Annotated in this window: 23 protein-coding genes and 1 pseudogene; 9 read left to right on the top strand and 15 right to left on the bottom strand. The window is 63.2% G+C overall.

All coding sequences use genetic code 11. From position 1 onward, the window contains the following. Window positions 1-36 precede the first annotated feature (36 nt). The 7 genes from ABZW16_RS09215 to ABZW16_RS09185 all read right to left on the bottom strand — a co-directional run bounded on the left by ABZW16_RS09215 (window position 37) and on the right by ABZW16_RS09185 (window position 6634). Window positions 37-372 carry a YbaB/EbfC family nucleoid-associated protein gene (locus tag ABZW16_RS09215; RefSeq protein WP_354953889.1) on the bottom strand — a complete coding sequence of 112 codons (336 nt, stop codon included), beginning with the start codon at window positions 370-372 and terminating at the stop codon, window positions 37-39. Next, window positions 365-712 carry a hypothetical protein gene (locus ABZW16_RS09210; RefSeq protein WP_354953887.1) on the bottom strand — a complete coding sequence of 116 codons (348 nt, stop codon included), beginning with the start codon at window positions 710-712 and terminating at the stop codon, window positions 365-367. The genes ABZW16_RS09215 and ABZW16_RS09210 overlap by 8 nt, the downstream gene beginning before the upstream one ends. Before the next feature lie 112 nt (window positions 713-824). Next, window positions 825-1670 (bottom strand): ESX secretion-associated protein EspG, encoded by an 846-nt coding sequence (locus tag ABZW16_RS09205; RefSeq protein ID WP_354953885.1) that lies wholly within the window; start codon window positions 1668-1670, stop codon window positions 825-827. Next, on the bottom strand, window positions 1667-3820 hold the full coding sequence (locus tag ABZW16_RS09200; RefSeq protein ID WP_354953883.1) for a hypothetical protein: 2154 nt from the start codon (window positions 3818-3820) through the stop codon (window positions 1667-1669). Before ABZW16_RS09200 ends, ABZW16_RS09205 begins: the two co-directional genes overlap by 4 nt. Then, a complete protein-coding gene (locus ABZW16_RS09195) occupies window positions 3813-4619 on the bottom strand; it encodes an ESX secretion-associated protein EspG (RefSeq protein ID WP_354953881.1) in 807 nt (268 codons plus the stop codon). Before ABZW16_RS09195 ends, ABZW16_RS09200 begins: the two co-directional genes overlap by 8 nt. Further along, window positions 4616-6487: a hypothetical protein gene (locus tag ABZW16_RS09190; RefSeq protein WP_354953879.1), complete on the bottom strand. Its 1872-nt coding sequence runs from the start codon at window positions 6485-6487 to the stop codon at window positions 4616-4618. Before ABZW16_RS09190 ends, ABZW16_RS09195 begins: the two co-directional genes overlap by 4 nt. A gap of 15 nt (window positions 6488-6502) precedes the next feature. Further along, window positions 6503-6634: a hypothetical protein gene (locus tag ABZW16_RS09185; RefSeq protein WP_354953877.1), complete on the bottom strand. Its 132-nt coding sequence runs from the start codon at window positions 6632-6634 to the stop codon at window positions 6503-6505. Window positions 6635-7986: 1352 nt separating this feature from the next. Here ABZW16_RS09185 and ABZW16_RS09180 point away from each other — a divergent pair. Continuing rightward, window positions 7987-9573 carry an SMI1/KNR4 family protein gene (locus ABZW16_RS09180; RefSeq protein WP_354953875.1) on the top strand — a complete coding sequence of 529 codons (1587 nt, stop codon included), beginning with the start codon at window positions 7987-7989 and terminating at the stop codon, window positions 9571-9573. Between the two features lie 69 nt (window positions 9574-9642). Further along, on the top strand, window positions 9643-11028 hold the full coding sequence (locus tag ABZW16_RS09175; RefSeq protein WP_354953873.1) for an MFS transporter: 1386 nt from the start codon (window positions 9643-9645) through the stop codon (window positions 11026-11028). 171 nt (window positions 11029-11199) lie between these two features. Here the strand turns inward: ABZW16_RS09175 and ABZW16_RS09170 are convergent, their stop codons facing one another. Beyond that, a complete protein-coding gene (locus ABZW16_RS09170) occupies window positions 11200-14064 on the bottom strand; it encodes an AAA family ATPase (RefSeq protein WP_354953871.1) in 2865 nt (954 codons plus the stop codon). A 490-nt stretch (window positions 14065-14554) separates the two neighbouring features. Here ABZW16_RS09170 and ABZW16_RS09165 point away from each other — a divergent pair, with 490 nt between their 5' ends. Next, window positions 14555-15169, top strand: coding sequence for a TetR/AcrR family transcriptional regulator (locus tag ABZW16_RS09165; RefSeq protein WP_354953869.1), 615 nt, complete (start codon window positions 14555-14557; stop codon window positions 15167-15169). An 83-nt stretch (window positions 15170-15252) separates the two neighbouring features. Here the strand turns inward: ABZW16_RS09165 and ABZW16_RS09160 are convergent, their stop codons facing one another. Beyond that, window positions 15253-15405: a hypothetical protein gene (locus ABZW16_RS09160; protein WP_354953867.1), complete on the bottom strand. Its 153-nt coding sequence runs from the start codon at window positions 15403-15405 to the stop codon at window positions 15253-15255. A 500-nt stretch (window positions 15406-15905) separates the two neighbouring features. Beyond that, the gene (locus tag ABZW16_RS09155; protein WP_354953865.1) at window positions 15906-16898 is read right to left on the bottom strand and encodes a helix-turn-helix domain-containing protein; all 993 of its coding nucleotides are present in this window, start codon (window positions 16896-16898) and stop codon (window positions 15906-15908) included. Window positions 16899-17040: 142 nt separating this feature from the next. Here ABZW16_RS09155 and ABZW16_RS09150 point away from each other — a divergent pair, with 142 nt between their 5' ends. After that, window positions 17041-17634, top strand: a complete 594-nt coding sequence (locus ABZW16_RS09150; RefSeq protein WP_354953863.1) for a threonyl-tRNA synthetase editing domain-containing protein — start codon at window positions 17041-17043, stop codon at window positions 17632-17634. Window positions 17635-17900: 266 nt separating this feature from the next. Here the strand turns inward: ABZW16_RS09150 and kynA are convergent, their stop codons facing one another. Next, on the bottom strand, window positions 17901-18743 hold the full coding sequence (kynA, locus tag ABZW16_RS09145; protein WP_354953861.1) for a tryptophan 2,3-dioxygenase: 843 nt from the start codon (window positions 18741-18743) through the stop codon (window positions 17901-17903). A 675-nt stretch (window positions 18744-19418) separates the two neighbouring features. On the opposite strand from kynA, the pseudogene ABZW16_RS09140 reads away from it, so the two are divergent. Continuing rightward, window positions 19419-19613: pseudogene (locus tag ABZW16_RS09140) on the top strand (hypothetical protein); the annotation flags it as partial. Window positions 19614-19717: 104 nt separating this feature from the next. Further along, complete coding sequence (locus tag ABZW16_RS09135) at window positions 19718-20332, top strand: hypothetical protein (RefSeq protein ID WP_354953859.1); 615 nt, start codon at window positions 19718-19720, stop codon at window positions 20330-20332. 34 nt (window positions 20333-20366) lie between these two features. Here the strand turns inward: ABZW16_RS09135 and ABZW16_RS09130 are convergent, their stop codons facing one another. The 4 genes from ABZW16_RS09130 to ABZW16_RS09115 form a co-directional block, all read right to left on the bottom strand. After that, entirely contained in the window at window positions 20367-21017 is a 651-nt protein-coding gene (locus ABZW16_RS09130; RefSeq protein WP_354953917.1) for an integrase core domain-containing protein, read from the bottom strand. A 105-nt stretch (window positions 21018-21122) separates the two neighbouring features. Beyond that, window positions 21123-21323, bottom strand: a complete 201-nt coding sequence (locus tag ABZW16_RS09125) for a hypothetical protein (protein ID WP_354953857.1) — start codon at window positions 21321-21323, stop codon at window positions 21123-21125. A gap of 99 nt (window positions 21324-21422) precedes the next feature. Continuing rightward, the gene (locus ABZW16_RS09120; protein WP_354953855.1) at window positions 21423-22070 is read right to left on the bottom strand and encodes a response regulator transcription factor; all 648 of its coding nucleotides are present in this window, start codon (window positions 22068-22070) and stop codon (window positions 21423-21425) included. Further along, on the bottom strand, window positions 22070-23989 hold the full coding sequence (locus ABZW16_RS09115; RefSeq protein WP_354953853.1) for a histidine kinase: 1920 nt from the start codon (window positions 23987-23989) through the stop codon (window positions 22070-22072). Before ABZW16_RS09115 ends, ABZW16_RS09120 begins: the two co-directional genes overlap by 1 nt. 252 nt (window positions 23990-24241) lie before the next feature. Here ABZW16_RS09115 and ABZW16_RS09110 point away from each other — a divergent pair, with 252 nt between their 5' ends. The 3 genes from ABZW16_RS09110 to ABZW16_RS09100 all read left to right on the top strand — a co-directional run bounded on the left by ABZW16_RS09110 (window position 24242) and on the right by ABZW16_RS09100 (window position 26016). After that, window positions 24242-24919 carry a VC0807 family protein gene (locus ABZW16_RS09110; protein WP_354953851.1) on the top strand — a complete coding sequence of 226 codons (678 nt, stop codon included), beginning with the start codon at window positions 24242-24244 and terminating at the stop codon, window positions 24917-24919. 438 nt (window positions 24920-25357) lie between these two features. Next, entirely contained in the window at window positions 25358-25870 is a 513-nt protein-coding gene (locus ABZW16_RS09105; RefSeq protein ID WP_354953849.1) for a hypothetical protein, read from the top strand. Beyond that, on the top strand, window positions 25825-26016 hold the full coding sequence (locus ABZW16_RS09100; protein ID WP_354953847.1) for a helix-turn-helix transcriptional regulator: 192 nt from the start codon (window positions 25825-25827) through the stop codon (window positions 26014-26016). The genes ABZW16_RS09105 and ABZW16_RS09100 overlap by 46 nt, the downstream gene beginning before the upstream one ends. The last annotated feature ends 21 nt before the right edge of the window (window positions 26017-26037 follow it).

The raw sequence follows: 26037 nt of genomic DNA, 5'->3' as shown, positions 1-26037 counted from the left end.
TTGTCCTTTGCGTCGACGCCACGTGGCATGAGGGTTCTAGGAGGAGTCGGAGGAATCCGCGTCGGTGTCGTTGAATGCGGCCACCAGAGCGGCCTGTGTTTCCACAGCGCGACGCGCTGCGGCACGCGAGGTATCCACGAGGCACTGCCCGAACTCGGTCGGTGTCAAACGGGAAATGCTGTGGGAGAGATGAATATCCACCAATCTGCCCTCACCGTCCACAATTACAGTCACCGCGCCGTCGGGTGATGTCTCCTCCACCCGGATGGCACATATCCGCTTGTTCAGCTCCAGCATTCGCTCGGCATGCGACCGTAACGCGTCCACCGCGGCCGAAACATCCGTCAAATAACCGAAATTCGCTTCAGTCACCGCCACTCCTCAACCAACTCAGCGGGGCGTACTCGTATTCGGTCTCCTCGGCCAGCTCGGCCTGCGCGACCTCGTCTGCGGTGGGCAGCCCCATCCGATCCAGCACGTCGTGCGCCACACCGGCCTCCGCCAGTTCCGCCCGCCGCGCCAGCCGGGCCCGATTCGCTGATTGACGGCACAATCGCACGATCTCGGCCGCCAAACCGGCCGGATCGTGTCGTAACTCGGCTCGGTCCACAACTACCGACAGTGGCAATCCCAATTCCGTTGTCTCCACCGAGATCCGGCCCGCGGCGGATTCGGCGGTGCCGACGAGGAGTCCCAGTTCCGAGGCTGACATCTCGCACCTACCCTTCAAAAGGGAAGGTACGACAGGCTTTTACCGATATCGCCTGATGTTCCCAATCCTGAGAATTGGCTCGGCGAGGCGCGTCACGGCCGACGTGGGCTGGTTACCACGATTCTTCGGTGACCGAGAATCGTCGCGTGTCGTTGGGCAGGTGCAGGCTCCCGCTGACTCCGGTCTCGTCTTCGATCGCGCCGATGACCGTGCCGATGTCGGTGTCGACCATGGCGCGCAGCCGGTCCCGGTCGACCGGAACAGCGACGGTGCCATTGTCATCCATCACATACCGGCCGTCATCGACCAGGTCCCGCCACTCCAGTGTGCGGTGCGATACCCCACGCGGCCCGAAACGCGAACTGCCCTGGAGGATTTCGATCTGGCCGATCGTGGTGGCCGGGGTACTGCGAAATGCCTCGCAGCGGTCCGCGACGGTGTCGTACTCATCGGCGTCCGACGACTCGGCGGCGACCGACCGACCGAACGAATAGTCCGCGGCACCCGCTAGCTCTACCCGACCACGCTTGCCCGCATCGACGTCGGGGAGCTGCTCGACGAGCAGCCGTGCCAGTTCCGTGGACTCACATTCGCTCACGGCATAGCCGCCACTGTGATAGATCGTCTCGCCAGGTATTTGGGTGATGACCACGCACCGCTCCCATTTGCGCGCCGCGGCGACCCGGATGCGACCCGCCGCGTTGCGCGGCTCCCTACCGTCGAATCCGTGCACTCCCAACCGCACGTCCGGGTCGATCATGATGCTCAGCGCGGAGTCGAAGGACAGGTCCAGCCTGCCCTTCAGCTGATCGCTCACGATCGCGATCTCCCGCTGGTAATCGTCTTCCATCATGATCCGCGACGTAAAGTACAACGGCTTGGGAAGATGCCGCTCCGCGGAGAGCTCACGCCACCGGACATTGAGCTCGAAATCGGTCAGGTTCCAGGTACGGATCATGCGTCGACCGACGGCTCCGCCGTAGCGTCGACCTGCATGGTGGCGTCATCCTCGACACCAGTGCCGCCGGTCGCTGTGTCTATTGCCTGCTCGGCCGCCGCGATCGGCGTGTCGTCGAGAAGTCCGTCGCGCGGGAACATCCGGGCTTGCGCCCGCGGAGGCTCGTCCGGCCCAGCATGGTCGTGTCCGCCCGGTCCCTTCGCGTCGTGGTCCATCACGTCGTGGTGAGCCGCTGCGTCCAGCGCCTGCTCGATCGACGGCGTCAGCTGCTGAACCTCCTGCGCCAGGAGATTCGTGAACTGCTGGAACGCACCGGCCACCTGCTGCCCGATATTCGCCAGCGCACTCAGCTCGGCCTGGTTTTGCTGCGCCGCATAGGGGTTGTAGCTCGCCGGATACATCGGATCCCCGGCGTTGCCAGTCACGCCTGGGGCTGTGCCAGTGCCAGTGCCAGATTGAGTCTGCCCGTCCACTGGCGAGGTCGGCCTTCCCTGAATTGGCTGAGCAATCTGCTCCAGTGGGCCGGGTGGATTCGCAGTGGGCACTTTGTAATTGGAGTTCGGCTGTTGCGCCGCCTGGGCTTCGAGCTTGTCCAATCTGGTGAGAATCTGCTGCTCCAGCGAGGTTGGTTGACCCGCCGCAGCCGACTTGGCCGCGGCGCCCCCGATGTTTGCACCGGTCGAGCCGCCGGTCGCCGCACCCGACGAACCATAATGCCCGCCCGCGGCCGCAGCGGCGGTGTCGGCATATTTTTTGTAGTCGGCCAACAACTGGCCGAGCCCGCTGTTCGGATCCTTCAACTGCCCGTCGAGATATGCTGCGACATCGTTCTTGACCTCATCGCTGAGCGCCTTTGAGTCGCCGGTCAACGCCGAATCCCCGGCCGGGTTCACCGGTGGGATTGTCGCGGTGGAACCCGTGGTCGCGGCGATCGGCGCCGCGATCAGGGGTAGGTTGGACGCACTCGCGTTCATGCCGGGCTTGTAGATGTCGTCGAAATTGTCGCGCAAATTGTCCTCGTGGTCGCCACCCATATCCCAATAGCCGGGCATATCGGGCAGCGTGATCGCGAATTGGTTGAGCCACTCACCGGTAAAGATCAGCTTCGCCGCGGTCTTTGTCATGCTGTCGAGCACGGCACGTGCGCTGTCGAGGTAGTTTGCGCACGCCTGTTTGGCCTGGGCGGCGCCCGCACCATGCCATGATTTGTCCGTATCCGACGAGTCACTGCCGCCGACGACAGCTTTCAACGCTGACTCCATCTGGGTAAATCCCGCGTCGAGCTGGTCGCGCAGCATCAGCCACTCGCGCGCGGTGCCGATAACCTTCAGGTAGTTGATCGACTTCCCGAGTTCATAGAATTTGTCGTCATCCAGGCTGCTCGAATCCTCAAGGCTCATCGTCACGGAGTACGTGTTGTGCTCATGCGAGCCAGGCGGGTCACCAATGCCCAGCGCATGCCGGGAATAGTCGTACATGGTTTGCAGAACATCCGTGCCATCTTTTTTCAAATTGGCCACACCTGCATCGTCAACGATCACCCCGGGCAGCTGCGCAAAGTTGGCATATCGCTCCCTCTTGATCTTGTCGCCGTTGTGGTTTGTCAACGGCCCGGCATGCGATGCGTCGTCATACACACCCACTGGCAACGGATTCGACGCACTGATCTTGTCGTCGAGATTCCCGGTCAGGTTGAAACCCGCGGCATTCTTCTCATCCATCCCTCTGTATTGCTTGTCGGCGGCATGGAAGGTGTCGATCATCCCCTCCAGAACTTGCTCATGACGTTCGAGAGACGACTGCAGCGCGCCCGCTTGGGTGTCGAATACCCCCGACAACTGCCGCCCCGACGGCAAGTTCCCGGTCGGGGGATTGCCGATCGCAGGCGTCATGTAAAGATTTCCGATCGCACCTTTGACCCCGCGGAGCCGGTCCAATGCCGTATCGACCGCGGATACACACGCGGTGGCCGAATCGTGCCCCAGAATGAGATTGTTACCCCTCGCCTGCGTTGTCAACCCTGTCCACGGATTCGAGGGGCTCGGGGTCGACGACGTCGACGAGTCGACAACATAGGTGCGGTCGGTGTCGTCCGGCGTGGCAGGGGTACTCGGGGTGGCTCCGTGGGTACTGCCGTCGCCGCTAGCCATGGTTCTCGTCCTTTATCGTCTCGATCACCGTGATGATCCGGCTGTTGATGAGGGCGGTCAGGCGGGACACGTCGACGGCGACTGCGAGTGGCGGGGTGTCGTCGAGCAACGCGTAGCGGCCGTCGCCGACGAGGTCACGCCAGCCGAGTCGCAGCCGAATCCGTCCGCGTGGGCCGAATTTCGAGATGCCCTGCTCTATTTCGATCAGCCCGCGGGAGTCCACCGGCGCTGCGACGAACGCGCGGGCGCGCTCGGTGTCACTGCTGTAGTCGTCAACGGAGTCGGTCGCCACTGGACGACGGTAGGAGTGGTCGATGTCGTCCGGGCTCACCACCGGTGAAAGGTCGATCTCCGCATGGCGGCCCCGCTCGACCTTCGGCAGATGCCCGACCACCACGTCGGCCAAGGTTGTCGCCGGGAACTCGGTGATCGTGTATCCCGTGGTGTGCCAGATGCTTTCGCCCAAACACTGGGTGACGATGTAGCCATAGCCGCCGCGCCGGGTCGCGAGGATACGCAGGCACCGCGATGTGTCCAGCGGATCCGCGCCGAGGGCGTGCGCGGTGACGCGGATGTCGGGGAGGGCGATGCTGTCGATCACTTCGTCCAACACCGGGTCCGGGAACTTCCGTGCGCGCTCGCGCGCCTGCGCGCGTTGCCGGTTCAACTCGTCCGGGCTCACGATCGAGGTCCGGAAGGTCAACGGCGGCGGCGGAAACCGCTCACCTGTGCGTGCGCGCCACCGCTCCAGGAACTCCAGATCGCCGCATTGCCACTTCCGTGCGGTCTCGAGTGTCATTGCTCGACAACCGGTTTCGCGACCGCTGGCGGCTTGCCGAATGCTTCCCCCAGATACCGCTTCGACGACAGGTATTCGGCGCGCTTCTTCTCCTTGTCCTCTCCCGCCGGCTTGGCGCCACCCATGCCGCCCGGATAGCCCCCGTACCCGCCTTGCGGTGCCATGCCTGCCCGCGCGGCCAGCGCGTCCTTCTCGGCCTCGGCCGCGGCGCGTGGAAACAACTTGGCTTCCTGCGCAGCCTCTTTCGCCAACTCGGCGGCCTTGATGCCCGCGCCGCCTCCCCCGCCCCCGCCACCGAGCGCGCCGGTTTTCGGCTTGCCCACCGGCGCCTTATGGGCGTTCGCCAGATTCGCCAAACCACTCGTGCTCGGTGAATTCGGCTGCGTCCCCCGCTGTGCCGCCGAATTCGCCTGCCCCAGCGCGTTTTCCGCCTGGCTCAACGGACTTGCCGCCGGTTTCGTGGAATAGGGCGATTCGCTCGGGCTACTTGGATCGCTGGGGTTCGTGGTCGGAGGCTGACTCGGGTCCGCGGGCGGAGGCTGACTCGGGTCCGCGCCCCGAAGCCTGTCGTGGAGATACTGATCCGCATCCAACAGCCCTGTGTCCGGCCGCTCGGTCATGCTGGGCCCGGTGTTCGGCAGCACGCCGATGGTGGGGCCCCTGGTGTCCAAGCCGCCGACCGGTTGCCCGGGCGGACCCGAGGGGCCCGGATCCTTCGCGGCGGCAGAGGTCACCGGCGCGGCAGGCGGGATATGTGGCACATATGACGACGGGTCGGTGACGACATTCTTCACGTATCCGTTCTCGTACACATCGAGGTAGGGACGAGTGTCCCCAGTGCCCAGCGCCTGCACCTCGACGGTGGAGACGCTCTGCTGCTCTGGCGGAACCGGATCCTGCGGCAACTGTGGCTTCACGACGTTCATCCAGCTCGCCACGTGCATCAGCATGTCGTGCGCGCCGTACATGCCGCCGGTCAGCGTATTGAGCTGCTCGCCGTAGGTGGACATCGACTTGACGGCTGCCGAATAGCCCGCACCATCCCACGCTTGCGTGACACTCTGGTCGCCCAGCACCGACTTCAATTCCGCGAAGCGGGAATACAGCTGGCCCGCCATCTGCCACCAGAACCCCGCTGTCGAGCCCGTGGCTTGCGGGTCCATTGTCAGGCCGAGGTAATACAGATCGTGATAACTCAGCTGGGTGGCGTCCAGCGGCGTGACGGCCTTGTTGTCGCTCTTATCGCCGTAGTACGTGGGCCGGGTCGCCGCCACCATCTGGGCGTGGTCCATGCGGTCCGCGTAGTCATGTGAATTGGCCTTCGGCCCCGCAGGGGTGTCTTGTGTCAGGCTCTCGGTGGGGGCATTCTTGTCCAACGTTATCGCGTCGGCGTGGGCGGTCGCGGCCGACGGATTCAGCAGGGCCGCCTGCCGTTTCGCGGCATCGTCGAAGATAGCCGCCGAGGCGCCGTCGGTGGACGGGTACATCTTGCCGATATTGAGATAGGTGTCCAACATCTCGTTGAGCACCTTCGCATGGCTGAGCAGGCCGTCCTTCAGGGTGCCCGAAGCAAGGGTGGTGTAGATCTGCCGCGTTTGCTCGCCGGGACTCGGTCCCCCGCCCTGATAGTCACCGGGATGCCGAACGCCCGCCTCGTACGGCAGCGTTCCGAAGGAGCCGGCTCGCAGGGCGAATCCGCCTGCGGCGGTTTGACTCTCGACGTGTGCTACCTGTTCGAGAGCAGCGATGATCTTCGCCGCCACGGTGGCGGCGACCTTGGGGTCGAATCGGATCTCCCCATTACCCGCCTTCTCGGCGAGCTGCGCCCACTGGTTCCCCATCTGGTCGACAGGATTGTTCTTGGCCATAGCATCACCGCCGTTTCAGCACGCGCGGCCGAAGGCGATCTCGGCCGGGTCGAGGCATACCTGGTGTTCCGGACTGACGATCTCGCCCGCGGCCGTGACCACGAACAACGCCGTGCTATCCGCCGCTGGAAGATTCGGCTCGCTCACGTCCGAAACGGTACATCCGCCAAGACCGCGACTCCCCTGTCCCCAAACTTGGGAAGCGCCGTGACCTGGGTCCGACCGGACCCAGCCGGTGAATCTACGTATGTTCGCCGATGTTTCGGCCTCCGCCTCGTTCATAGCATTTGCAAAACCGTCCATGAACCGAGAATTGCGATGCCAGGTTTCCTAATCACGCCAGCAGACTCCGCGCTACCAGCGCCCCGGCCGCCCTGCGCGGCGCGGCCGGACAACTGGGATCTCGACGTCGGTTCGAAGAAGGCCTGGCATATGGCCATCAGCACCTGCCTCAGCTGCCCGATGCTGGATTCGTGCCGGACGTCCGCGAAAAAACTGACCGCACAAGGAATGGGTCCTCGCTCCATGATTTGGGCCGGGGTCGCATATAACGCGGTCGGTCGGATTGTCGACGACATCGACCACTATCACCCACCGTCGAGGACGAAGCCCGGCATCCTCCGGATCGTGCGCACCACCGCCGCGAACGCGAACCTTTCGACATCAAGTCCCGAGCAGGCCATCCGCAGGCATTTCGTGATCGGCCACCGCAACCCGGAGTCGACCTCACAGAGGTCCGCACCGGTCGACCAACTCCAACCAAACTGATTGTGAGCTGCTGTCAGAAACTCTCACCGAGGATGCTGCAGGAGATCTGGGGCGGGGCCGTCGTCGTCAGGCGCTGACGAGGCAGGGCAATCACTCCGGCCCAGTGTGACAGTCGCATCACTCACTCCCCTGTATCGCACGAATGCGCGATCCCTGGCTAGAAACAACATCCGCCACCCCACCGAGATGAGCGTCCGATACCCGCCGAGCGAATCCTCCTCCGCAACAAGGGATCTCCACACACCGGCGGATATTGACGCGACATTCGGTGTCGCCGCTACCTCCGCCTTCACCGCGACTGGTGGCTACGGCACCGTCACGCCGTCGCCTCCGGCTACCGCGCGGCCATGGCCGTCGCCGTCGTGGCGGCCGTAATCGTGACTTCGTCGGAGAGCACTCTGTTGTACGCACCCCAATTCTCTTGGCTGCCATCGGCTGTGGGACACCTCGCGCAACAGCAGGCGCAGCCGTTCAGCCTCGACCCACACGGGCTGCAATGTTTGCAGTCGATGAGACCGGTGACTTGCCGAAGCGAAAACCCCACTGTCAGCGTATTTCTCCGGATACGACATACGAACATAGGCACGATGGCGGATATTCGGTCTGTCCCGGCACGGTTACGCTCTGCGAAGTTCCCAGGCGTCCATCTGCACCGCCAACGACCGCGGGTATCTCGCGGCTTGTGGTCACCGCGATTCCGATCGCCCCGTCAACTGTAGGAGAACACCATCTTGATCGAGTCCGCCGTGCACCGAGCCGTCGAGAACATGATCGCGAATGCGCCTGCGGGATGGACGGAAGCCGTATCGGAATGCAACGCAGCGAACGACTCCATGAGCTCGGCCTTGGTGTCCTACATGGTGGGCGGTCGATCGGTGCCATACATGAGTAGAGACTCATTGGACTCGTTGAGAATTATGCAGAAAGATATGCGGGCAATTGCGGCGGAGTTGCAGGAATCTGCCGACTGGGACAAAGCAACGATCACTCTCACTTGCGACGCGACCGGCGAATACCGATTGGTCGCGGTGCGGCATGGTGTCAAGCGAACCCTCGGCTCATCATCTGGATATTTGGCGATAATTGACCCCACGTATGAATTGCCGTGGCCCGGCGACGGGCAGGACGCTGGGGCATCCGATGCACAAGGCGATCCCGAGCTCGCAGTAGAACGGTTCCACGAGTATCTGCGGCGCCGTGAGACGATCTTGGGGCGGCCCGATCAACTACGACCGCCGGCATCGGCAGCGGCGCTCGCGGCCGCCGAGCGCCGCATCGGTCAACCGCTACCCGCTGACCTGCGGGCGTTGTACTTGATCGCCGACGGCGAAAACCCCAACACAGGGAGTTTGTTCGGCGGCAACGCGTGGATGCCGCTCAAAAGTGTTGTCGCGACTCTCGAGGAGGAGAGAGACCTATACGCGACCATGACAAAGCACTTCGGCTGGCATCTGGCCTGGAAGTGGGTCGTTCTCGATGCCCAACCGCCAGAAACTGTTCGACGCTGTGGAGGCCATCCTGGGTGGATTCCGATCGGTACCAACCTGACCGGCAACTACATGGCGGTGGACATGGCTCCGGCCCGTCATGGACACCCTGGCCAGATCATCCTCACTGGTCGCGATTATTCCGACGGCCCAGCCTATGTCGCCGAATCGGTAACCTCGCTGCTGGGCCACTATCTGACTGCGCTCGAGCTGGAACAGTTCGAGGTATCCAGTGACGCGATCTCCATCTCGGCCCCTGACTACGAGATCGGCCCCAAGCGACTCATAGGCGGAACCGAGACCCTCGACGATGTCACACCGACCCTTCAGTTGGTCACCCTCAGCGGCTCGAGCCCGATCGATCTGGCCCCACTGGCTGCGGTACCGAACCTGCGGAGCCTATATGTGTGGTTCCCCGTTCGAGACCTCACTCCGATTCGGCATCTGCCTATTGAATCGCTGCACATCAAGTTGGCCAATGCAGATCTCGGCGATCTCGACGGACATCACGCCCTCACATCCTTGACCGTAGAGACCACGGCCCCTGTCGATATCACCCCGCTGCGCACCGTCTCGACCCTTCGCAGCTTGGATCTCTCGAAGGCCGAGGTCCGGGACTTGAAAGTGCTGGCTGACCTGCCGGAACTACGCTATTTGGCGCTCCGGCCAGATCAGTGGGAAATCCTGCTGGACCAAGGAAAACTCCCCGCCACTCTCGCCGCAGCTCGGCTGATCGACGACTCCCCGTCTCTGGATGAAGCCGTGGTGTGGTCACAGCGCCTGGGCATCCCGACGAGTGAGGTGTTCCGCCTTTCCGGCCGGCTCAGGTGACCGAACTTGTACCAGTCCAACAACGCCCCGGTCGAAGTCGATAGCCAGGCCGATCCGTGCACGAATCACATGCGGTTGGTTCTGGCGCTGGTTTCGGTCAGCCAGTTCATGGTCATCCTCGACGCGTCCATCGTGAACATCGCGTTGGCGACGATCCAACGCGATCTCGGCTTCACCGCCACCGGTTTGGCCTGGGTGGTGGACGGCTACCTGATCACCGTCGCCGGATTCATGTTGCTGGCCGGCCGAGCCACCGATCTGTTCGGCCATCGTCGGATGCTGGTCGGCGGGTTGGCTTTGTTCACTGTGTCGAGTCTGACGGGTGGTCTGGCGGGTGCGCCGCAGATGCTGGTGGCAGCCCGCGTGGTACAGGGCGTCGGTGCGGCGATGATGGCACCAGCGACATTGGCGGTGGTCAACACCAGGTTCACCGAAAAGCATTCGCGGGCGAGGGCTTTCGGTGTCTGGTCTGCTGCGGGTGGCGTGGGCGGGACGATGGGCGCGCTCGCGGGCGGAGTCATCACCACTGGCCTGTCGTGGCGGTGGGTCTTCCTGATCAACGTGCCGATCGGCGCGGTTCTGATCGTACTGGCGTCAATTACATTGTCCGACAAGCAAATCCGCCGGAGTGAATCGCTCGACCTCAGCGGTGCGATCACGGCAACGGCAGGGTTGGCCGCCTTGATATACGGAGCGATACAAACCGCTGATCACGTCTGGACTTCGCCCCGGATACTTGGTCCGCTCGGAGCGGGGCTCCTACTGCTCGCGGTCTTTGTCGTGGTGGAGGCGCGCTTTGCAGCTCAGCCGCTGATGCCCTTGCGGCTCCTCCGAATCCGGCGAGTAGCCGTCGGGGTCGGCATGCTGGCGCTGCTCGGCGGAATTTCCATCGCGATGTGGTGTTTCACGCCGCTGTTCTTGCAGAACGTGCTGGGATACGACGCACTTCGCGCCGGACTCGGGCAAACACCGGCCGCGATGACATTCCTGATTGTCGCGCGAGCGGCTGCGACGCTCCTACCGCGAACAGGGCCGCGCCCGCTGGTTCTGACCGGATGCGCTTGTCTTCTAACCGGTTTCGTCTGGCTCGCACAAGCCGACACTGCCAGCGGCTACCTCTTCGGCGTGCTCGGTCAGACGTTGCTCGTCGCGGTCGGCATCGGGCTGACCTTTCCAACGCTCATGGCTACGGCGACGGTCGATGCCCTCGACAGCGACACCGGGATTGTCAGCAGCCTCGCAACCACCGGCAATCAAGTGGGCGGCTCGATCGGCCTGGCTGCACTCTCCACTGCCGCCGGGGCCAAAGTGGCGCGGGAAGCCGGGAACTCCCTTTCCGCCGTCGCTGCCGGTTATAATTTGGTCTTCTTGCTGGCGGCAGGGCTCGCCTGCGCCATTGCCGTTGCGAGCGTGTTACTGCCGCCCAACCAACGGAATCTACCGCCTACTCGCTGAGAGCTGTTGCCTGTACTACAGAGCGGGCCGAGCATCTGCGTGGGCGGTCTTGCGCCGCAGGCGATCTCGATTCATACAATGAATCGTCTGGTGGCTCGAACACGACCGGCCCCTATCCCCCGACCAGATCGCCGAGCAATCCGCCCACATATTCGCGATTAGTCGGGCGTATTACGAGCTCTGCCCGGCCAAGCCGATCGCCACTTGGACCCGCGACTGCAGATTCAGCTTCGCCAGAATGCTGGAGACGTGTGACTGAATAGTGCGCGGGGACAGGAACATCCTGGTCGCGATATCGGAATTCGACCGTCCCTGCGCCACCAGCGCGACGACCTTCCGCTCGGTTGGCGTCAGCGCATCCCAGCCCGTCTTGGGCCGGTTGCGGGGCCCGCGGCGACCGCGCCGTATCCCGAAATCGCGTAGACGTGCCTCGGCCCGCGCAATGTCCCATTCGGCCCCGAAGCGGGTGTATAGCTCGATCGCCCTTTCCAGTGCCGACCGAGCCTCATCCAGTCGGCCATTGCTCGCGAGCAAGACGGCGAGATTTTCGTTCGCCTGTCCTTCATACCAAGGCCGACCGGCACACCGAAATGACTCTACGGCCTCGGCTACAAGTTCGATGCTGCTCTCGGCCAGCCCACGGCACAACACCGCAGTCGCGTGGCGACTGTGTGTGAAGTAACGCGCCTCCAGCGCTTCCGCAGCGGCTGCGACCTTACTGGCAATATCAAGCCTGTTGGCCACAACTGCCAGCCGCGCCAGATCCGGATACAGCGGATACACCGCGACGGAGGCCGCCGGTTCGGCGAGTTGATCGCAGATGTCCGACGTCGCTTCCAGCGCCTGATCCGGACGGCCTTGGGCTTCGCACACCAGCGCATGGACCCAGGGACGCAGATGGCGAGAATTGCGACTGCCCAGCCGGTCGTCTGGTGTCGGCAGCGACTCGGGAGCACCGGTGAAGGTGCCACGGCGCACTGCAACGAGAGCGACAAAGCACTCGGCGGTCGCGGCATATCCGAAGATGTCCGTTCCGTCCTGGCAGACTCGCACATCGGCGAGGGCCTCGTCCCAGCGGCCTTCCAAGTAGTGCATGCGCGCCAAATCCAGCCGAATGGACCCGAGAAACATCCCGGAGGTACTTTCGCTCAATCGAATTGCCAGTGTGAACGTCTTCTCTGCCGCCGCGTACTGGTCGAGCTCGGTCAGGCAACGACCGCTCAGCGAGTACGGGTCGATGTGGGAAAGTCGCCGACGGCCACTGTGTTCGTAGCTTCGAACCAGCCGATCGCCGAGTTCCTGCGCTTCACCGAGAAATCCTTGGTGATATCGCAGTAGGCCCAGTGCGAAGGCACCCAGTCCCCACGCGATGGGATCCGCGCAGGCTTCACCAGTCGAAATCGCCCATGCCGAAGCCTCTTCGACGACCTCGCAGCGCCTGAGAAGCAGGTAGGACAAGGCGCGGAACCCGTGATACTGGCCCTGTTGTATCGGCGTGAGGCCAGGCCGGGCAAGGACGGATTCGGCGACAGCGACGGCAGCGGCCACGTTTCCTTGGGCGAAGCACGCGTGAGCCAACAGCCAGTGGAGCTGATTGCTGGGCGCTGGTTCCTGACCTGCCGAGGCGGCATCGTCCGACAATGTCCGCCGCGCTACTGCCTCTGCCTTGCCAGGATTTCCGCTCCACAACAGCGCCCTGACATGCCACAGTCGCAGCACATCGCAGCGTGCGGTGTCCAGTGTTGGAGACCCGATGGCCCGATCGAGCAGACCTACTGCCAGCTCGGGAGCGCGAACCGTCAGTCTCTCCACAACTTCGACCAGCCAGTCCAAACTGGCACTATCCAGCGGCGCATCGCCTGCCAGCAGATAGGTCGCGACGCGCTCGACCGGCGCCTCCATCGACATCAAGACACGCGCCGCCCGCAACTGCAGCGTCGTGCGTGTCGAGGGCGGGAGTTGATCGGCCAGAACTTGGCGGATCAGATCGTGCCGGAATACCAAGTCCGAACCGGCACGAACCAGGATTCCCGCCTCGACCGCCACACTGATGACGTTCCACACGTCGATGAGTGCCGCTCCGAGCACCGACGACAGCTCGATCGCCTCGACACCTGGCCCCAAGGCCGCCGCCATAGGCAGAACCTGCCGTGACTGCGCAGGTAGATAATCCAGCCTGCGCACAATCACATCGGTCAGCGATTCGGGCAGCCGGATTTCACCAGGCCCTTTTGCCTTGAATGTCGCTGGGTCGGGTCTGATCTCGCCGAGTTCGATCAAGCCGGCCTGCATCAATCCAGCCACCAGTTCGATGACGTACAGCGGATTTCCGGCAGCACCCGAGACGGCGGCGGACAACCGCGGTCCGGCGGGCAAGCCGAGGGAGTCTTCCACTAACGCGGCCACTTCCGCATCGTTCATCGGACCGAGCCGCAGCTGCTCTGCACCCCACGACTCGAATTGACCGAGCACGCATGACAGATTCTTATCGCGTGGTAACGGCGGAAGCGCGAGAATTATCGAAAGCGAAAGCTCACCAACGGATTCGCCTAGGCGCTGCAATGTCAGCAGACTCGACGGATCGGCCCATTGCACATCGTCCAAGATCAACACAGTGGGCCCCGACATGCAAATGTCCTTGAAGGCCGTGACCAAGGACTCGACCATCGCCATCTCTTGACCGATCGCCACGCTGTCGGGGTTCATGTCCGGTCGTACAGCTACCAGGGGACGCTCTCCCGAAGCCGCTGCGATGGCGCTCAGAGCGGCGAACGGTACACGCTGCTCGAGCTCTTTGGCTTCGCCGCGAAGAACTCTCACACCGCGCGCGGTCGCCACCCGCGTGGCCGCAGCCAGCAGCGCAGTCTTGCCGATGCCTGGTTCACCTTCGAGAATGACAATCCCGCCACGCCCCGTCGTCGTTTCTTGTAGACACCGGTCGATCCGGTCGAGTTCATCCTTGCGACCGATCAGCTGGCCGATCAGTCCGTGCTTGCGAGTGGATTCGGGAGACATACCGACGTCGGACTGTCCCATTGGTTCGACCTGCGACGCGGTCTCGAAGTGCATTTTCATCATGTCTACTGCCTGGGAATAGAGAGGCCGATCAGCTTCTTGTGGGCAAAATGGACCTGCCCGTGGGCAACCCCTGACCTGTCCGCGGCCGCGACCTGTCGAGAACAGCACGGTCAGGTGAATGCGATTGGTGGAGAGGACAATTCGATCAGGTCCCCTACTTCACCGACATCGACTGCCTCCCCCTCTTCCCGCTCGGTTCATGCTGGTTCGCGACCACAACCTCCGAGCGGCACTTACAACGCCGAGCTTCGCGCTCGAACCGAATCGCAGCGGGCCGGGCAAGCGTCCAAGTGTCTCGCACTGGCATCGATGGCGGTGCGGCACCATTGCGACTTCTATGCCGATCGGAAAGGACCTGTGTCATTTCTGATCCTGCCGGAGGTAGGCTGATCTACCAGTAGGTCAGATTCTCATCAGTACCCGCCCGATAGTCAAGGGGTAACCGACGATGACGCCACGCCCCGTGAGCGGCGACAGCAGCACCAGGTCGCATATCCTCGACGCAGCCGAACGGCTCGTGCAGAGTCGCGGGTTCAACGGATTCAGCTACGCGGACATCGCCGCCGAACTGTCGATCTCCAAACCCGCTCTGCACTATCACTTTCCAGGCAAGGCGGAACTCGGCCTGGCACTCATCCGACGGTACGAGCACCGCTTCTTCGAGGCACTGTCGACCGTCGACGAGCAGAGGGCTCCTCAGCGGCTCGAATACTATGCGAGCCTGTATCTCGGCGTCCTGCGCGAACAACGAATGTGCTTGTGCGGCATGCTCGCTGCCGAATACACGACGTTGTCCGATCCGATGCAGAGGTCGGTGATCCACTTCTTCGACCGGAACGAAGCATGGCTCTCCGAAGTTCTGACCCAGGGCAGGAGAGAAGGCACGCTCACCTTCGCCGGATCGCCGCACGAGAGGGCGCACGTCATCATCGGCTCTCTTGAAGGCGCGATGCTCGTCTCCCGACTATACGGCAATCTCGACATTCTGCAGACGACAGCGACCCATCTGATGATGGGACTCGCACCCGGCACTACGGATGAAATCACCGGCTCCACAATGTGATTCGTGACCCTCGAGTTGCTTGGCGACGACACGACAGCACCGCGTGTCTTCATCCGGGTCCCAATGTTCGGGGCGCCCGGTCGTCACTCGGTCGGAGCCTCCCGCAGGGCCGAAACCGATACGTTGACGGCCAAGGTGAGATCGCGTTCGCCGATCCAGTGTAGATGGATCGGCGCACCGCACGCGTTGTCGTACAGCCGGATTCCCGCACCGAGCAGGACCGGTGCTATGTACAAATTGATTTCATCGACCAGACCCAGTTCGAGTTGAACCCGCGACTCTGCACGAGCCGTTCGGCTGCGTCGAGGATGCGTCGTTGTCTCTGTTCGAGGGGCGTGGCGTCATGGTCGATCAACTCCCTGACCATCGAGCGAGCACTGACCAGAATCTGACCTACTAGAAAGTTAGTGTTCTCCGGGCGATCGAGACGAAATGTAGCTTTCCAGTCACGCGGACCAACCCGCGGCCCGCCGACCCGCATTGATGTTTCTGTAAGGCGTGCGAATCTGCCGGCTGGCGAGAGTGATCCCGGCAGTGCATGAGGCGCCGTTGGTCCGGGTGCTGTCAGGTGTTCGTGACCTGACCCCATGATTTCGGTCCGGATCGGCCCATTCCCACCCGATCACGAATGGGCCGATCAGCGTCAGCATCCAACAGCAACACTCGACCAGCAGCGTCACGATTTCCGCGCCAGAACCCTTCACGCTGGCGAGCGACACCGCTTCGAGACGGCTCGTTACTGCAGGGAGGCCGGCTGCCAATACGTCTCAGAAGCACGTACTTCGGCGATGGTCCGGCCACGACGTCGCCGAAAGAGTGCGCGCAGCGTGCCGGCGTTGAGATAGCCAACCTTAGTTGCAATCGCGTCCACTGTCAGAGATGTCGTCCGCAAGAGTCGCGTTGCTCGCTCCAACCGAATCTCGTCGACAAAATCTCTTGGGGACATTCCCAACTCGGCCTGGGCCGCGCGTTGCAGACTGCGAGGGGTAACGCCAAGAGCCTTGGCAGCATCAGCGATCGAGAACTGATCGGCAATGCGATCGCGCACCCAGCGCTCGAACGATGCCACCAGCGAGTGGCCTCGGGCGATTACCTCCGGTATTGCGAACTCGATTTGTGTCCTTCGGCTGCCGACCGTCATGTATCTCGCGACCAGCTCCGCCACGGCCGGACTGACAGGAACGATCAGCGACAGCGCAAGATCCAGATGCGACAATACCGCTCCCGCGGTGGTCACCCCGCTCGCGCGACACAGCGTGCGGCCCTCCTGCACATCAACTCCGGGATATCTACGCCGGAAGGTGGGGCCGAGCCACCAACTCGTGGTCGCCGGTTGGCCGTCCAGTACACCAGCCTCGGCCAGGAAGAATGTTCCGGTACACGCGGCGGCAACGTGTGCTCCGCTCTGCCGGGTGGCCGAAATTCGTTCCAGTATAGGGCGATTCGCGCGGGCCGAGACCAGACCGATCAGGGCCTCGGCATCGAGGACTTCGACCGCGGGCACGATCATCACATCGATTTCGGTGCTCAGATCGTTCAGTGATGTGGTCGGTATCAGGTGTCCGTGACCTGACCGAACGCCGTGACCAAGTGACACCGTATGGACGTGCCAAGGTGCCGGCGGACATTCCAGGTCGTTCAGTACGGCATTTGCCATATTGAATGTCTCGAGCACAGCGGCAAACCCAAAATCGGCCACTCCATCGACGACGAAGACCGCGACTTCCATGTCGCAAACAGTACCAATTCTGTCCGCTGCGACACCAGCAATTACGCTGCTGTCGCTCTAGAGTTCGGATACGACTCCTCGAGATCCGGTACGTGCCGATCCGACACGGCTATATGACGGCGTCGTATTCGAGACCAACGGGATGCTCTTCGAGCTACATCCCGTTGCCGCTGCGACTAATTGGTTCGACGCAGAACGAGACGGGGCCAAGAAGATGCGTATCTACTGCAGCCGCTGTCACACAGCCGAATACACGGCTACCATCACAGCCACGGACCCAGGCGCGGTAGAGTTCGAGCCAGGATCCCTGTCTTCGACCACAGGATTCTCCGACTGTCTTCTTGTCAGAGCCGGCGTGGAACGCGGAGACATCGTGCTGGCCGATACCGCCGCTGAGATTGTTTACCGGATTGCCCTCGAAGCCGACGCGGCGATCACCGTCATCGACGGATTCGCCCATCGCTCAGCTGCATGGACGGCCATCCGAGAGTATCCGCCCTCCCCGGCCATCGAGACGACGGATGTGCTGTCGCACCTGGCGAAACGCCTGAGGGAACATGGCGTACACGTCCATCTCGTGCCGTTCGGCTGGAGCAAGAGCTGGGAGGCCGATCCTCTCGACGATCCGAGATCTCAACACGTCATCGATCTCGCGATCGGCAACGAGCCGGTCGTTTGGAGCGCTGCCGACATCGGCGGCTGGAACTCGCGTTGTGGCTTGCTGTTTCGGCCTTAGACAGTGTCGCAAGTCGCTGATTTCGCCAGCTTTCTTGTAACAGGCCATGGCTGCAGCGGGGGTGGGGAAGCCGAAAAACCGGACTTAGGTGACATTTTGGCGTGAGCCGAGCCCATGCTGGGATGTCCAATCGAATCCCCAGCAGTGGAACCGAAGTGTATAAAGCACTCCGGGCACGGTGCGCCCCAATGGGAGCCGGGTAGCCAGCCAATTGTCCTGCCGCTGTCGAACATCCATGAGCCTAGCTCCCGCTCACGGCACGCACCTCAAAGAATCGTCCTCACGTGCCAGAGCTCTGGAAAAAACGTGACGTCCAGAACCTTCCGCAGATACGGCACCCCGCTCGTTCCGCCGGTCCCCTGTTTGAAACCGATGATGCGTTCGACTGTCGTAACGTGACGGAAGCGCCATTGCCGGAACATGTCCTCGAGGTCGACGAGTTGCTCGGCCATCGCATACAGCTCCCAGTGTTTCTGCGGCTTGCGATACACCTCGATCCACGCATCTTCAACCGTCTGATCGTGCTGCGTCGGCTGCGCCCAATCTCGCTCGAGCCGTGCGGGAGTAATCGGAAAACCGCGTCGAGCGAGCAGACGGATCACTTCGTCGTACAACGACGGCGCGTCGAGCATCGCGCGCACCTGTGCGAGGACCTCCGGCCTGTGCGCATGCGGACGGAGCAGGTGCGAGTTCTTGTTGCCGAGCAGAAATTCGAGCTGCCGGTACTGATAGGACTGGAATCCAGATGATTGCGCGAGATACGGCCGTATCGCCGAGTACTCCGACGGTGTCAGCGTGGCGAGCACGTTCCACGCCTGTACGAGCTGCTCGAAGATCCGTGACACCCGAGCGAGTACCTTCAACGCGGGTGGCAGCTCGTCGCGATGGATCGCCTCGAGTGCCACACGAAGCTCGTGAAGTACCAGCTTCATCCACAGCTCGGTCGTCTGATGCTGGATGATGAACAGCAGCTCGTTGGGATCCGGCGACAGCGGTTGCTGTGCGCTCAGGATCGCCCCGAGAGACAGATAGTCGCCGTAGCTCATCGCATTCGGATAATCGAGTGTCGCGTTGTCGTCGCCGACGGACTCGCTGGCGCCGCTCGGCATGCGCGGCGCTCCGTATCCGGTGTGCTCGCCCGAGAACAGGCAACTCACCGATGCGCCGTCGCCGGACGGTCGCATCCGGGCAGAATTCACGATCGTGTCCTCCATGAATCAAACTGCGAATGATCGAAATTCGAGTGCACCGCCCACCGGTGAAGCGCACACACTCAGCCGTAGGCCAAGGTGCTCGTGGGACGCGAAATGCCCTGTACCAGAAGGTGATTCGCCACAGTTGCGGGAACAAAGTTTCGGCGGTCGACCGACTCGTCGGCGTCGATACGCTTCACTGTTCGAGGACCGATGCGAGCTCGGCCGACATTTTCGCCTCGATCGAATTCTGTTGTAGCGCAAGCAAAAACTAGGAGCATATGCCTGGAAGCTCAACCCCTACGTGGTCGCCGAATTTGCCTGGGCACCGCTCGGGTGCGAGATCTCGCAAGCACTCAGACCTCCTTTCTCACCTACCGGCGTCATCGAGACTAGGAAGACCGGAGTGGTGAGACATCCGCCATACTGCGGAGCGCGGAACGTAGCCAGGCACCCAGCAGCTACACAGTCCGCAAGAGTTGCGCCAACCGTACCGACGTACAGCTGGCACTTCCGAGCGCAGCCGTCGCACCGTCCAGATCCTCCACCGGCACTGTGCTGATGATCAGACATGACATCACCGGCCCGTTGCAGCCCGAACTGATCAAGCCACGCGGCCCCTGGCGCACGGCCGACCACGTCGAATTGGCCACCGCCGAATGGGTGGATTGGTTTAATCACCGGCGGCTCTACCAGCACTGCGGTGACATGCCACCCGCCGAGATGGAGACCGCCTACTACTGTCAACAACCAGCCCAGCAAACCGCTGAGCTGTCACACCCGTAAGTCTCCGGACTCACCGGGGGGATTCAGGGAACGATTCCGAGGTGATCCGTTCCGTATCCGTCGACGCCGCTTGAATAGTCGAACACGATAAGGAGACAGTTGGCATGTTCGATGATGACCTCGCACAAAGTCTGGTGGACCGGGCTACCACGTTCCAGCGGGCGCTCGTCGCCACTTTGTGCTTGAACCGCGCGGTCGCCCTCACACACGACGAGTGGACGGACCGTGAGGTACCCGGATTCCGGCAACTCATCGATGACTCAGCGGAATTCTGTCGGGCCCGAGCGGTCGGCGGTCCGCCCCGGACTGATCCGGACCTCCTGGCCGCACGATTCCGCGAGATTCTCCGCCCGGACGATTGGCCGGGCGACGAACCCGACGGTCTCGCGGCCTGGCTCATGGACGTGGTCTCGATCGCGGATTATGTGATACGGACGTGGACCGAGCCCGACCTGAGCGATTCGCGGTGCTTCAATGTCCTTGTCGCCTCCTATTCCCTAGCGGGAATGTTGAACGACGATGCTGTTCAAACCGGCGCCAGGGACCTCGGCGAGCTCGAGGTCACGAGGCAGATCGCCGACCTACGAGCAGTGATCAGCCTGCACAATCCGATCGGTGTCGACCAATTGGACTGGCTGTTGGCGGAGTCAGATGCGCTCGCCGAAGCGTATCGGCGAAGATTCCAGGATATTGTCGCTAAGTATGGATCGGAGCGATGACGGAGTGACCGCACAGCTACAATGATTCCGAGCGTCACTGAAATCGCCTACCCGGCAGCGTGATAGCCGGGCTGTGTGGTGGCGTTCGTGCTCCTCCAGCTCCGTTCCGCCGTCGAACAACTTCCGTGCACAATGCCCGCTCGCGGTTGGTGGAGCGTGCACCGATGAGGGTCGCTGACAGGAGCAGCCCGGGCGAACCGGAACGAGGAGATGCGGTGCGATAACCGGGCACGATCGTCGGCCACTCTCTCGGGTGGATCACCAGGCCAGACAGTAGTTCGAAGCGACACGGGAGCGGCGTTGATCCCGCTGAGATGGCACGTATCCTGCATGGTACGGCACGATCGGTCACAGATACCCGTAAAGTAGCTGCCTGACCGAGGTCATTGTGCAGAATGCCGAGCAGGCTACCGTTGGCCCGCAGCGCGCGCCGGCACAGGGGTGACCGGTCCCCGATAACGGGACCACATGGTGTTCGAGTCCAGGTTGTTTCGTTCAGATTCAGTTGATATCGCAGGCCACCATGGTGGGTGTGGCTGCTGCGGGCAGCGTACTCGGCCAGTGTGAGATAGCCCAGCGCCGAATGCCGATGCCTCCGATTGTGTTCTTCCTTGAAGTCACCGATCACCACGCAGGCCTCGAGCAGGCTGGTCCAGCGGTTGCGGTTGAGACACTCGCTGCGCAGCCGCTGGTTGAACGACTCGATGAACCCCGTTGTTGCACGGTGTGCGCGGCGGAATGTAAACGATCCCGACCCGATCGGCGCAAAATTGTTGCAACGCAGCCGAAATCATCTCCGCCCACTGTCCATCCGCAGCGCTCTCGGCAGCCCGCCATTGGTGGTAAACACCTTTTCGAGCTCGGCGACGAGCTTGTCGGCGGTGATCGAACTCTCCACCAGGTGCAGCAGCGATTCCCGGGCGTGCTCGTCGATCATCGACGCGATCTTCACCGCCCGCCCGTCGGTCGTGGAGTCGAACTGAAAGTTCAACGCCCACATCACCTTCGGTGCGCTGTGACAGCGACGACGGCCGAAGTGCCGAGTGGGAGGATGGTTGGGGCCGTTGGATGCACGCGCGATACTCCCGTCTCAGTTGTTGAGGTAGGTGAGGACGGCGAGGACTCGGCGGTTGGTGTCATCGGATTGGGTGAGGCCGAGTTTGGTGAAGATATTGGCGGTGTGTTTACCGATCGCACCCTCGCTGATGAAGAGGCGGGCGGAGATCGCGGTGTTGGAGCAGCCTTCGGCCATGAGGGCGAGGACTTCTCGCTCTCGGGGCGAGAGGGTGGCCAGGGGGTGATCGCGGGTGGCGGTAGTGGCCACCAGTTTGGCGATCACCTCGGGGTCCATGGCGGTGCCGCCGGACGCGACGCGGCGGATCGCGTCGATGAACTGGTCTGCGTTGAAGACTCGATCCTTGAGTAGGTAGCCGACCGCGCCGGTGCCGTCCGCGAGAAGCTCACGGGCATAGAGCTGTTCGACATGTTGGGACAGGACCAGAATCGGGAGGCCGGGGCGTTCTCGGCGGGCCTGCAGGGCAGCCTGTAACCCCTCATCGGTGCAGGTCGGGGGAAGACGAACGTCCACGATCGCCACCTCGAACGTGATATCCCGCAGGGCTTTCTGCAATTCCGGACCCGTTGCCACGGCGGCGACCACCTCGAATCCGTGCGCCTCGAGCAGGTGGGTCATGCCGTCTCTGAGCAGGAAGAGATCCTCGGCGAGGACGATTCGCACTAGCGCTCCGCGGTCCGGTGTCTATGTGGCACTTCGAATATTACGACGGTCGGGCCGCCGGGCGGACTGGTGAGAATCACGCGACCGTCGAAACTGGCGAGGCGACGCTCGATGCCACGCAGTCCGCTGCCACGCGTCGGGTCGGCGCTCCCTGCTCCATTGTCATGGACGGTGACTCGGAGCAGGTCAGAGGCTTCGTGCAGGCCGATCAGAATCTGGTCGGCACAGGAGTAACGAACAGCATTGGTCAGCGCTTCGGCGATGGCGAAGTAGAGGGCGGATTCCACCGGGGCGTCCACCGGCGTGTCGAGGGTGGCGTCGACCTGAACCGGTATCGGGCTGTCGAGGGCGAGCGCGCGGATCGCATCGACAAGACCTCGCTCGGCCAGCACCGGTGGGTGGATACCGCGGACCAATCCCCGCAGCTCGGCCAGCGCCGCCGCGGAGGTGTCGCGAGCCTGTGCCACCAGGGCTTTCGCGGCGACGGGGTCGCGGTCGATCAGGACTTCCACCGTGCTCAGGGTCATGCCGACCGCGACCATGCGAGCCTGCGCACCGTCGTGCAGATCCCGTTCGATGCGACGCAGTTCCGCGGTGAGTGTGTCCGTTGCGGCCGTACGAGTTTCGGTGAGCTGCTCGACCCGGACCGCCAGCTGTTCCCGCTCCGACCGTAGGCGGGCGTGAGCTGTGGGCACCAGGAGCAGTCCCAACCAACGGCCGTGCAGCTGCAGCAGCGGCGGAGCCAGCACGAAACCGGCTGCAATCAGGATCGGGCCGACAATAATTGCCGCCCACACCGACCCGAAGAGCTCTCCGTACCAGGGCGACAGCGTCGTGCCCAGAGGAGCCTGCAGCACCGGCAGTGTCAGACCCCACAGGCCGTAACCGATCGATGCCACTGGCAAAAGCATCGGCAGCCCGGCCAGCGGCTGGCAAGCCAGCCATAGCAGATCCCGCCAGGTCGCGGGATCGAACCACATGTTGCGCGCACGCGCGACGAGCCCAGCCCATCCAGTTGCGGGCGGAACCGCCCCGTCGCCTGCGATCCTCGGTCGCCGCGGATCGCAGGCGTAAGGCCGCGGTAGGTCGCGACCGAACCAGCTGAATCCCCACTGCCGGAACATATTGGGCAGCCATCGCCCCCATGCCACCACCCACATGGCGACCACCGGTCCGGTGAGCACCACCGCCAGCAGACAGACCAGCAACAGCAGCGGCGCCAGCAGCGACAGCGCACCGAGGACCAGACAGCGGATGCTGGACAACAGCCCGACTCCGAACCAGCGACGCCACACGACTGCCCGCGTGATCGCCGCCGGCGAGGCCGGTCCAAGCAGCAGCCGAGTCCATTTTCCATGCAGCATGAGCATTCTCGGTGCGAGAAGCACACCCGCGACCACGCACAGCAAGCCCGCCACCAACGCGACGATCGGTGTACCCGCCACGACCGCCGGCTGCAGCACGAGCATGGCAACCCCTGATCCGATCAGCGCGGACGGAGCGATCGCCAGCGCACCGCCAACGATCGGATCCGTCAGCGTCCACACGAGGTCCCGCCAGGTCGCCGGATCCGTCCAAATCCAACGGGAACGCAGCGCGAACGCGGCTGTTCGCGCCGTCGGGTATACCGTGCCGTCGGAGGCGTGGAAACGGGCGTCCGCACCGCGCACCGCCGTTCGCGGTGCCGCGCGGTAAGGATCGGCGACGGGCACCCGCGACCAGGTGCCCGACAACCGTCGCGCCAGACTGGTCACCACGCGAGTGCGCTCGACAACGGGCGGAAAGAAAAAGATCAAACCGATGCAAGCCAGGGCGATCGCCAGGAGCTGGGTCGCGGCGGCGAGTACTTCGAGGGGACCGAGCGCGAACCGAGCCAGACCGCAGCAGAGGGCCCGAATACCCGCACGCGCCTGTCGCATTCCGACCTCCTCGTTTGTGCCAGCCGAGTTCGTCGGCCGCTGTCGACGACGCTTTCGTCTGGCCTGATCGGGGCGCACCGCCCGCGGTCTCCTCGAGTGTGACCCACATCAGTGCCCGGCGCAGGGGCCATCGGTCCCGGAGCAAGGTGGGGCTATCCCTACCCTGATGGAGTGCCAGCCGGATATCCGGCATGCGATGCCGTCCGTAGCTTCGGTCAGGAAACGAATTCCGCTGAGTGTGTAGGACATCCGATGAATTCATCCGTACCGACTGTGCCGGACCGTGACGTCACATCACCCGATCCTCGGCGCACCGCAATCATCAATATCGGAATCAATGTCGCTGCGCCCATTGCCCTGTACTACGGGCTGCGCGCGGCGGGGGTTGATCAATGGCTCGCGGTCACCCTCGGTGTGATCCCACCGACCGTCCATGCCTCATGGACGGTCGCTACTCAGCGTCGTGTCGATACGCTGGCGCTGTTCACGATGAGCATCATTGGGCTCAGCGTCGCAGCCTCGTTCATTACCGGCAGCCCCAGATTCGTTCTCGCCAAGGACGGCTGGCTCACCGCGATCGTCGGCCTGTGGATGTGCGCGACGCTGCTGCGGACCCCGTTCTATTTCCAGATGGTGCGCACACTGACCACAGGGGCGATGCGCGAACGCGTCGAAATCTGCTGGGAGCGTTCGAGAACCTTCCGGCGGGCTATGGCGTGGGCCTCCACGATCTGGGGTGTCGGTCTGATCCTGGACGCGGTAGTGCGGGTCGTGCTCGCCTACACCCTGCCCGTCGACCAGGTACCGCTTGTCAGCGGTCTGCAGTACATCGTGGTCTTCGTCGCCTTGGAGGTGGGTAGCCTTCGGGTCGTGCGCAACTCGCGCACACGCGCCAAGGTCGCCGCCGAGGCCGGCTTGCCGTCGGATTGATGACGACCGAGAAGCTCGTGACGCTCTCGGCAAGCGAGTGATGCCGTATTGGCCGAATCTGTTGAGCCTATGCACCTGTCGCCGCTCGCACAGCCTGACGCCACCGTTGACGGCCAACTTGGCTATCGCGCGAACAATGGTCTGCACCTGCCCTCCACTCTGCTGGAGCTGGCGCGCCTGCACTTCCTGCAGGGCCGGTGGGACGATGCCATGACCGATCTGCGGTCCTGCCGAGACGCACCGGACGTGTTCGGCCATCTTGCCCGCAGTGGAATATTTCGTCGCCCTGATCGCCGTTCACCGCGGCACCTTGACAATTACTGCGTTGCTGCCTGCTCCGAACCGTCGTGTAGGCGGTGGCAGCCATCGCCATGTGCACTCCTGGGTCGACGCCCTGGCCACGACGCGCACGGCCGACCGGACCTGGCGCTGGAGACGATGGTCGACGCCTGCGCTGAAGCCGCAGAGGGGCCGAACGCGGCCACGATCCATCACCTGTACCCCGATATGGCACGGCTGGTAGCGATCACCGGGCGCAGTGATATCGCCGATAAGGTCGCCCCGGCGGCGGAGGAGCTGGAATCGCGCTACTCGACACACAGCCGCCACGGCACTGCGGCACTGTGCCGCGGGATGGCAGAGAACCGGCCCGCCCTGCTGCGCGAGGCCGCGCGATCGTTCCGAGAAGCGGGTCGACCGTGGTACGAGGGGCAGGCACACGAAAACTTGGCCGCGCTGCTTGCGATGTCCGGCCACCTCGACGAAGCGAGGGCCGCCCTCGGCAACGCCATCGAGAGGTATACCGGGTTGGGTGCGGAGTGGGATACGCACGAGTCGAAGCGCGCCTACGGGAGTACGGGATTCGCCGAGGACGGCGAGGACCTCGCAATCGCCCCAAGTCCGGCTTGGCGGCGCTCACACCGGCCGAACGCAAAGTCGCCGACCTGGTAGCACAGGGATGCTCCAACTCCGATATCGCGACCACCATGTTCCTGTCACCACGCACTGTGCAGTCGCATGTGTCCAGCATTCTTGCAAAATTAGACCTTCGGTCACGAGTTCAGGTGGCGGTGGCCATGACTCGTCAAAATTCATGAGACGCGTAAAATCCTCCTCCG

It is taken from the genome of Nocardia sp. NPDC004604 (assembly GCF_040609795.1).
Classification (GTDB): Bacteria; Actinomycetota; Actinomycetes; order Mycobacteriales; family Mycobacteriaceae; genus Nocardia.
This window is presented reverse-complemented; position numbering and strand designations above follow the sequence as displayed.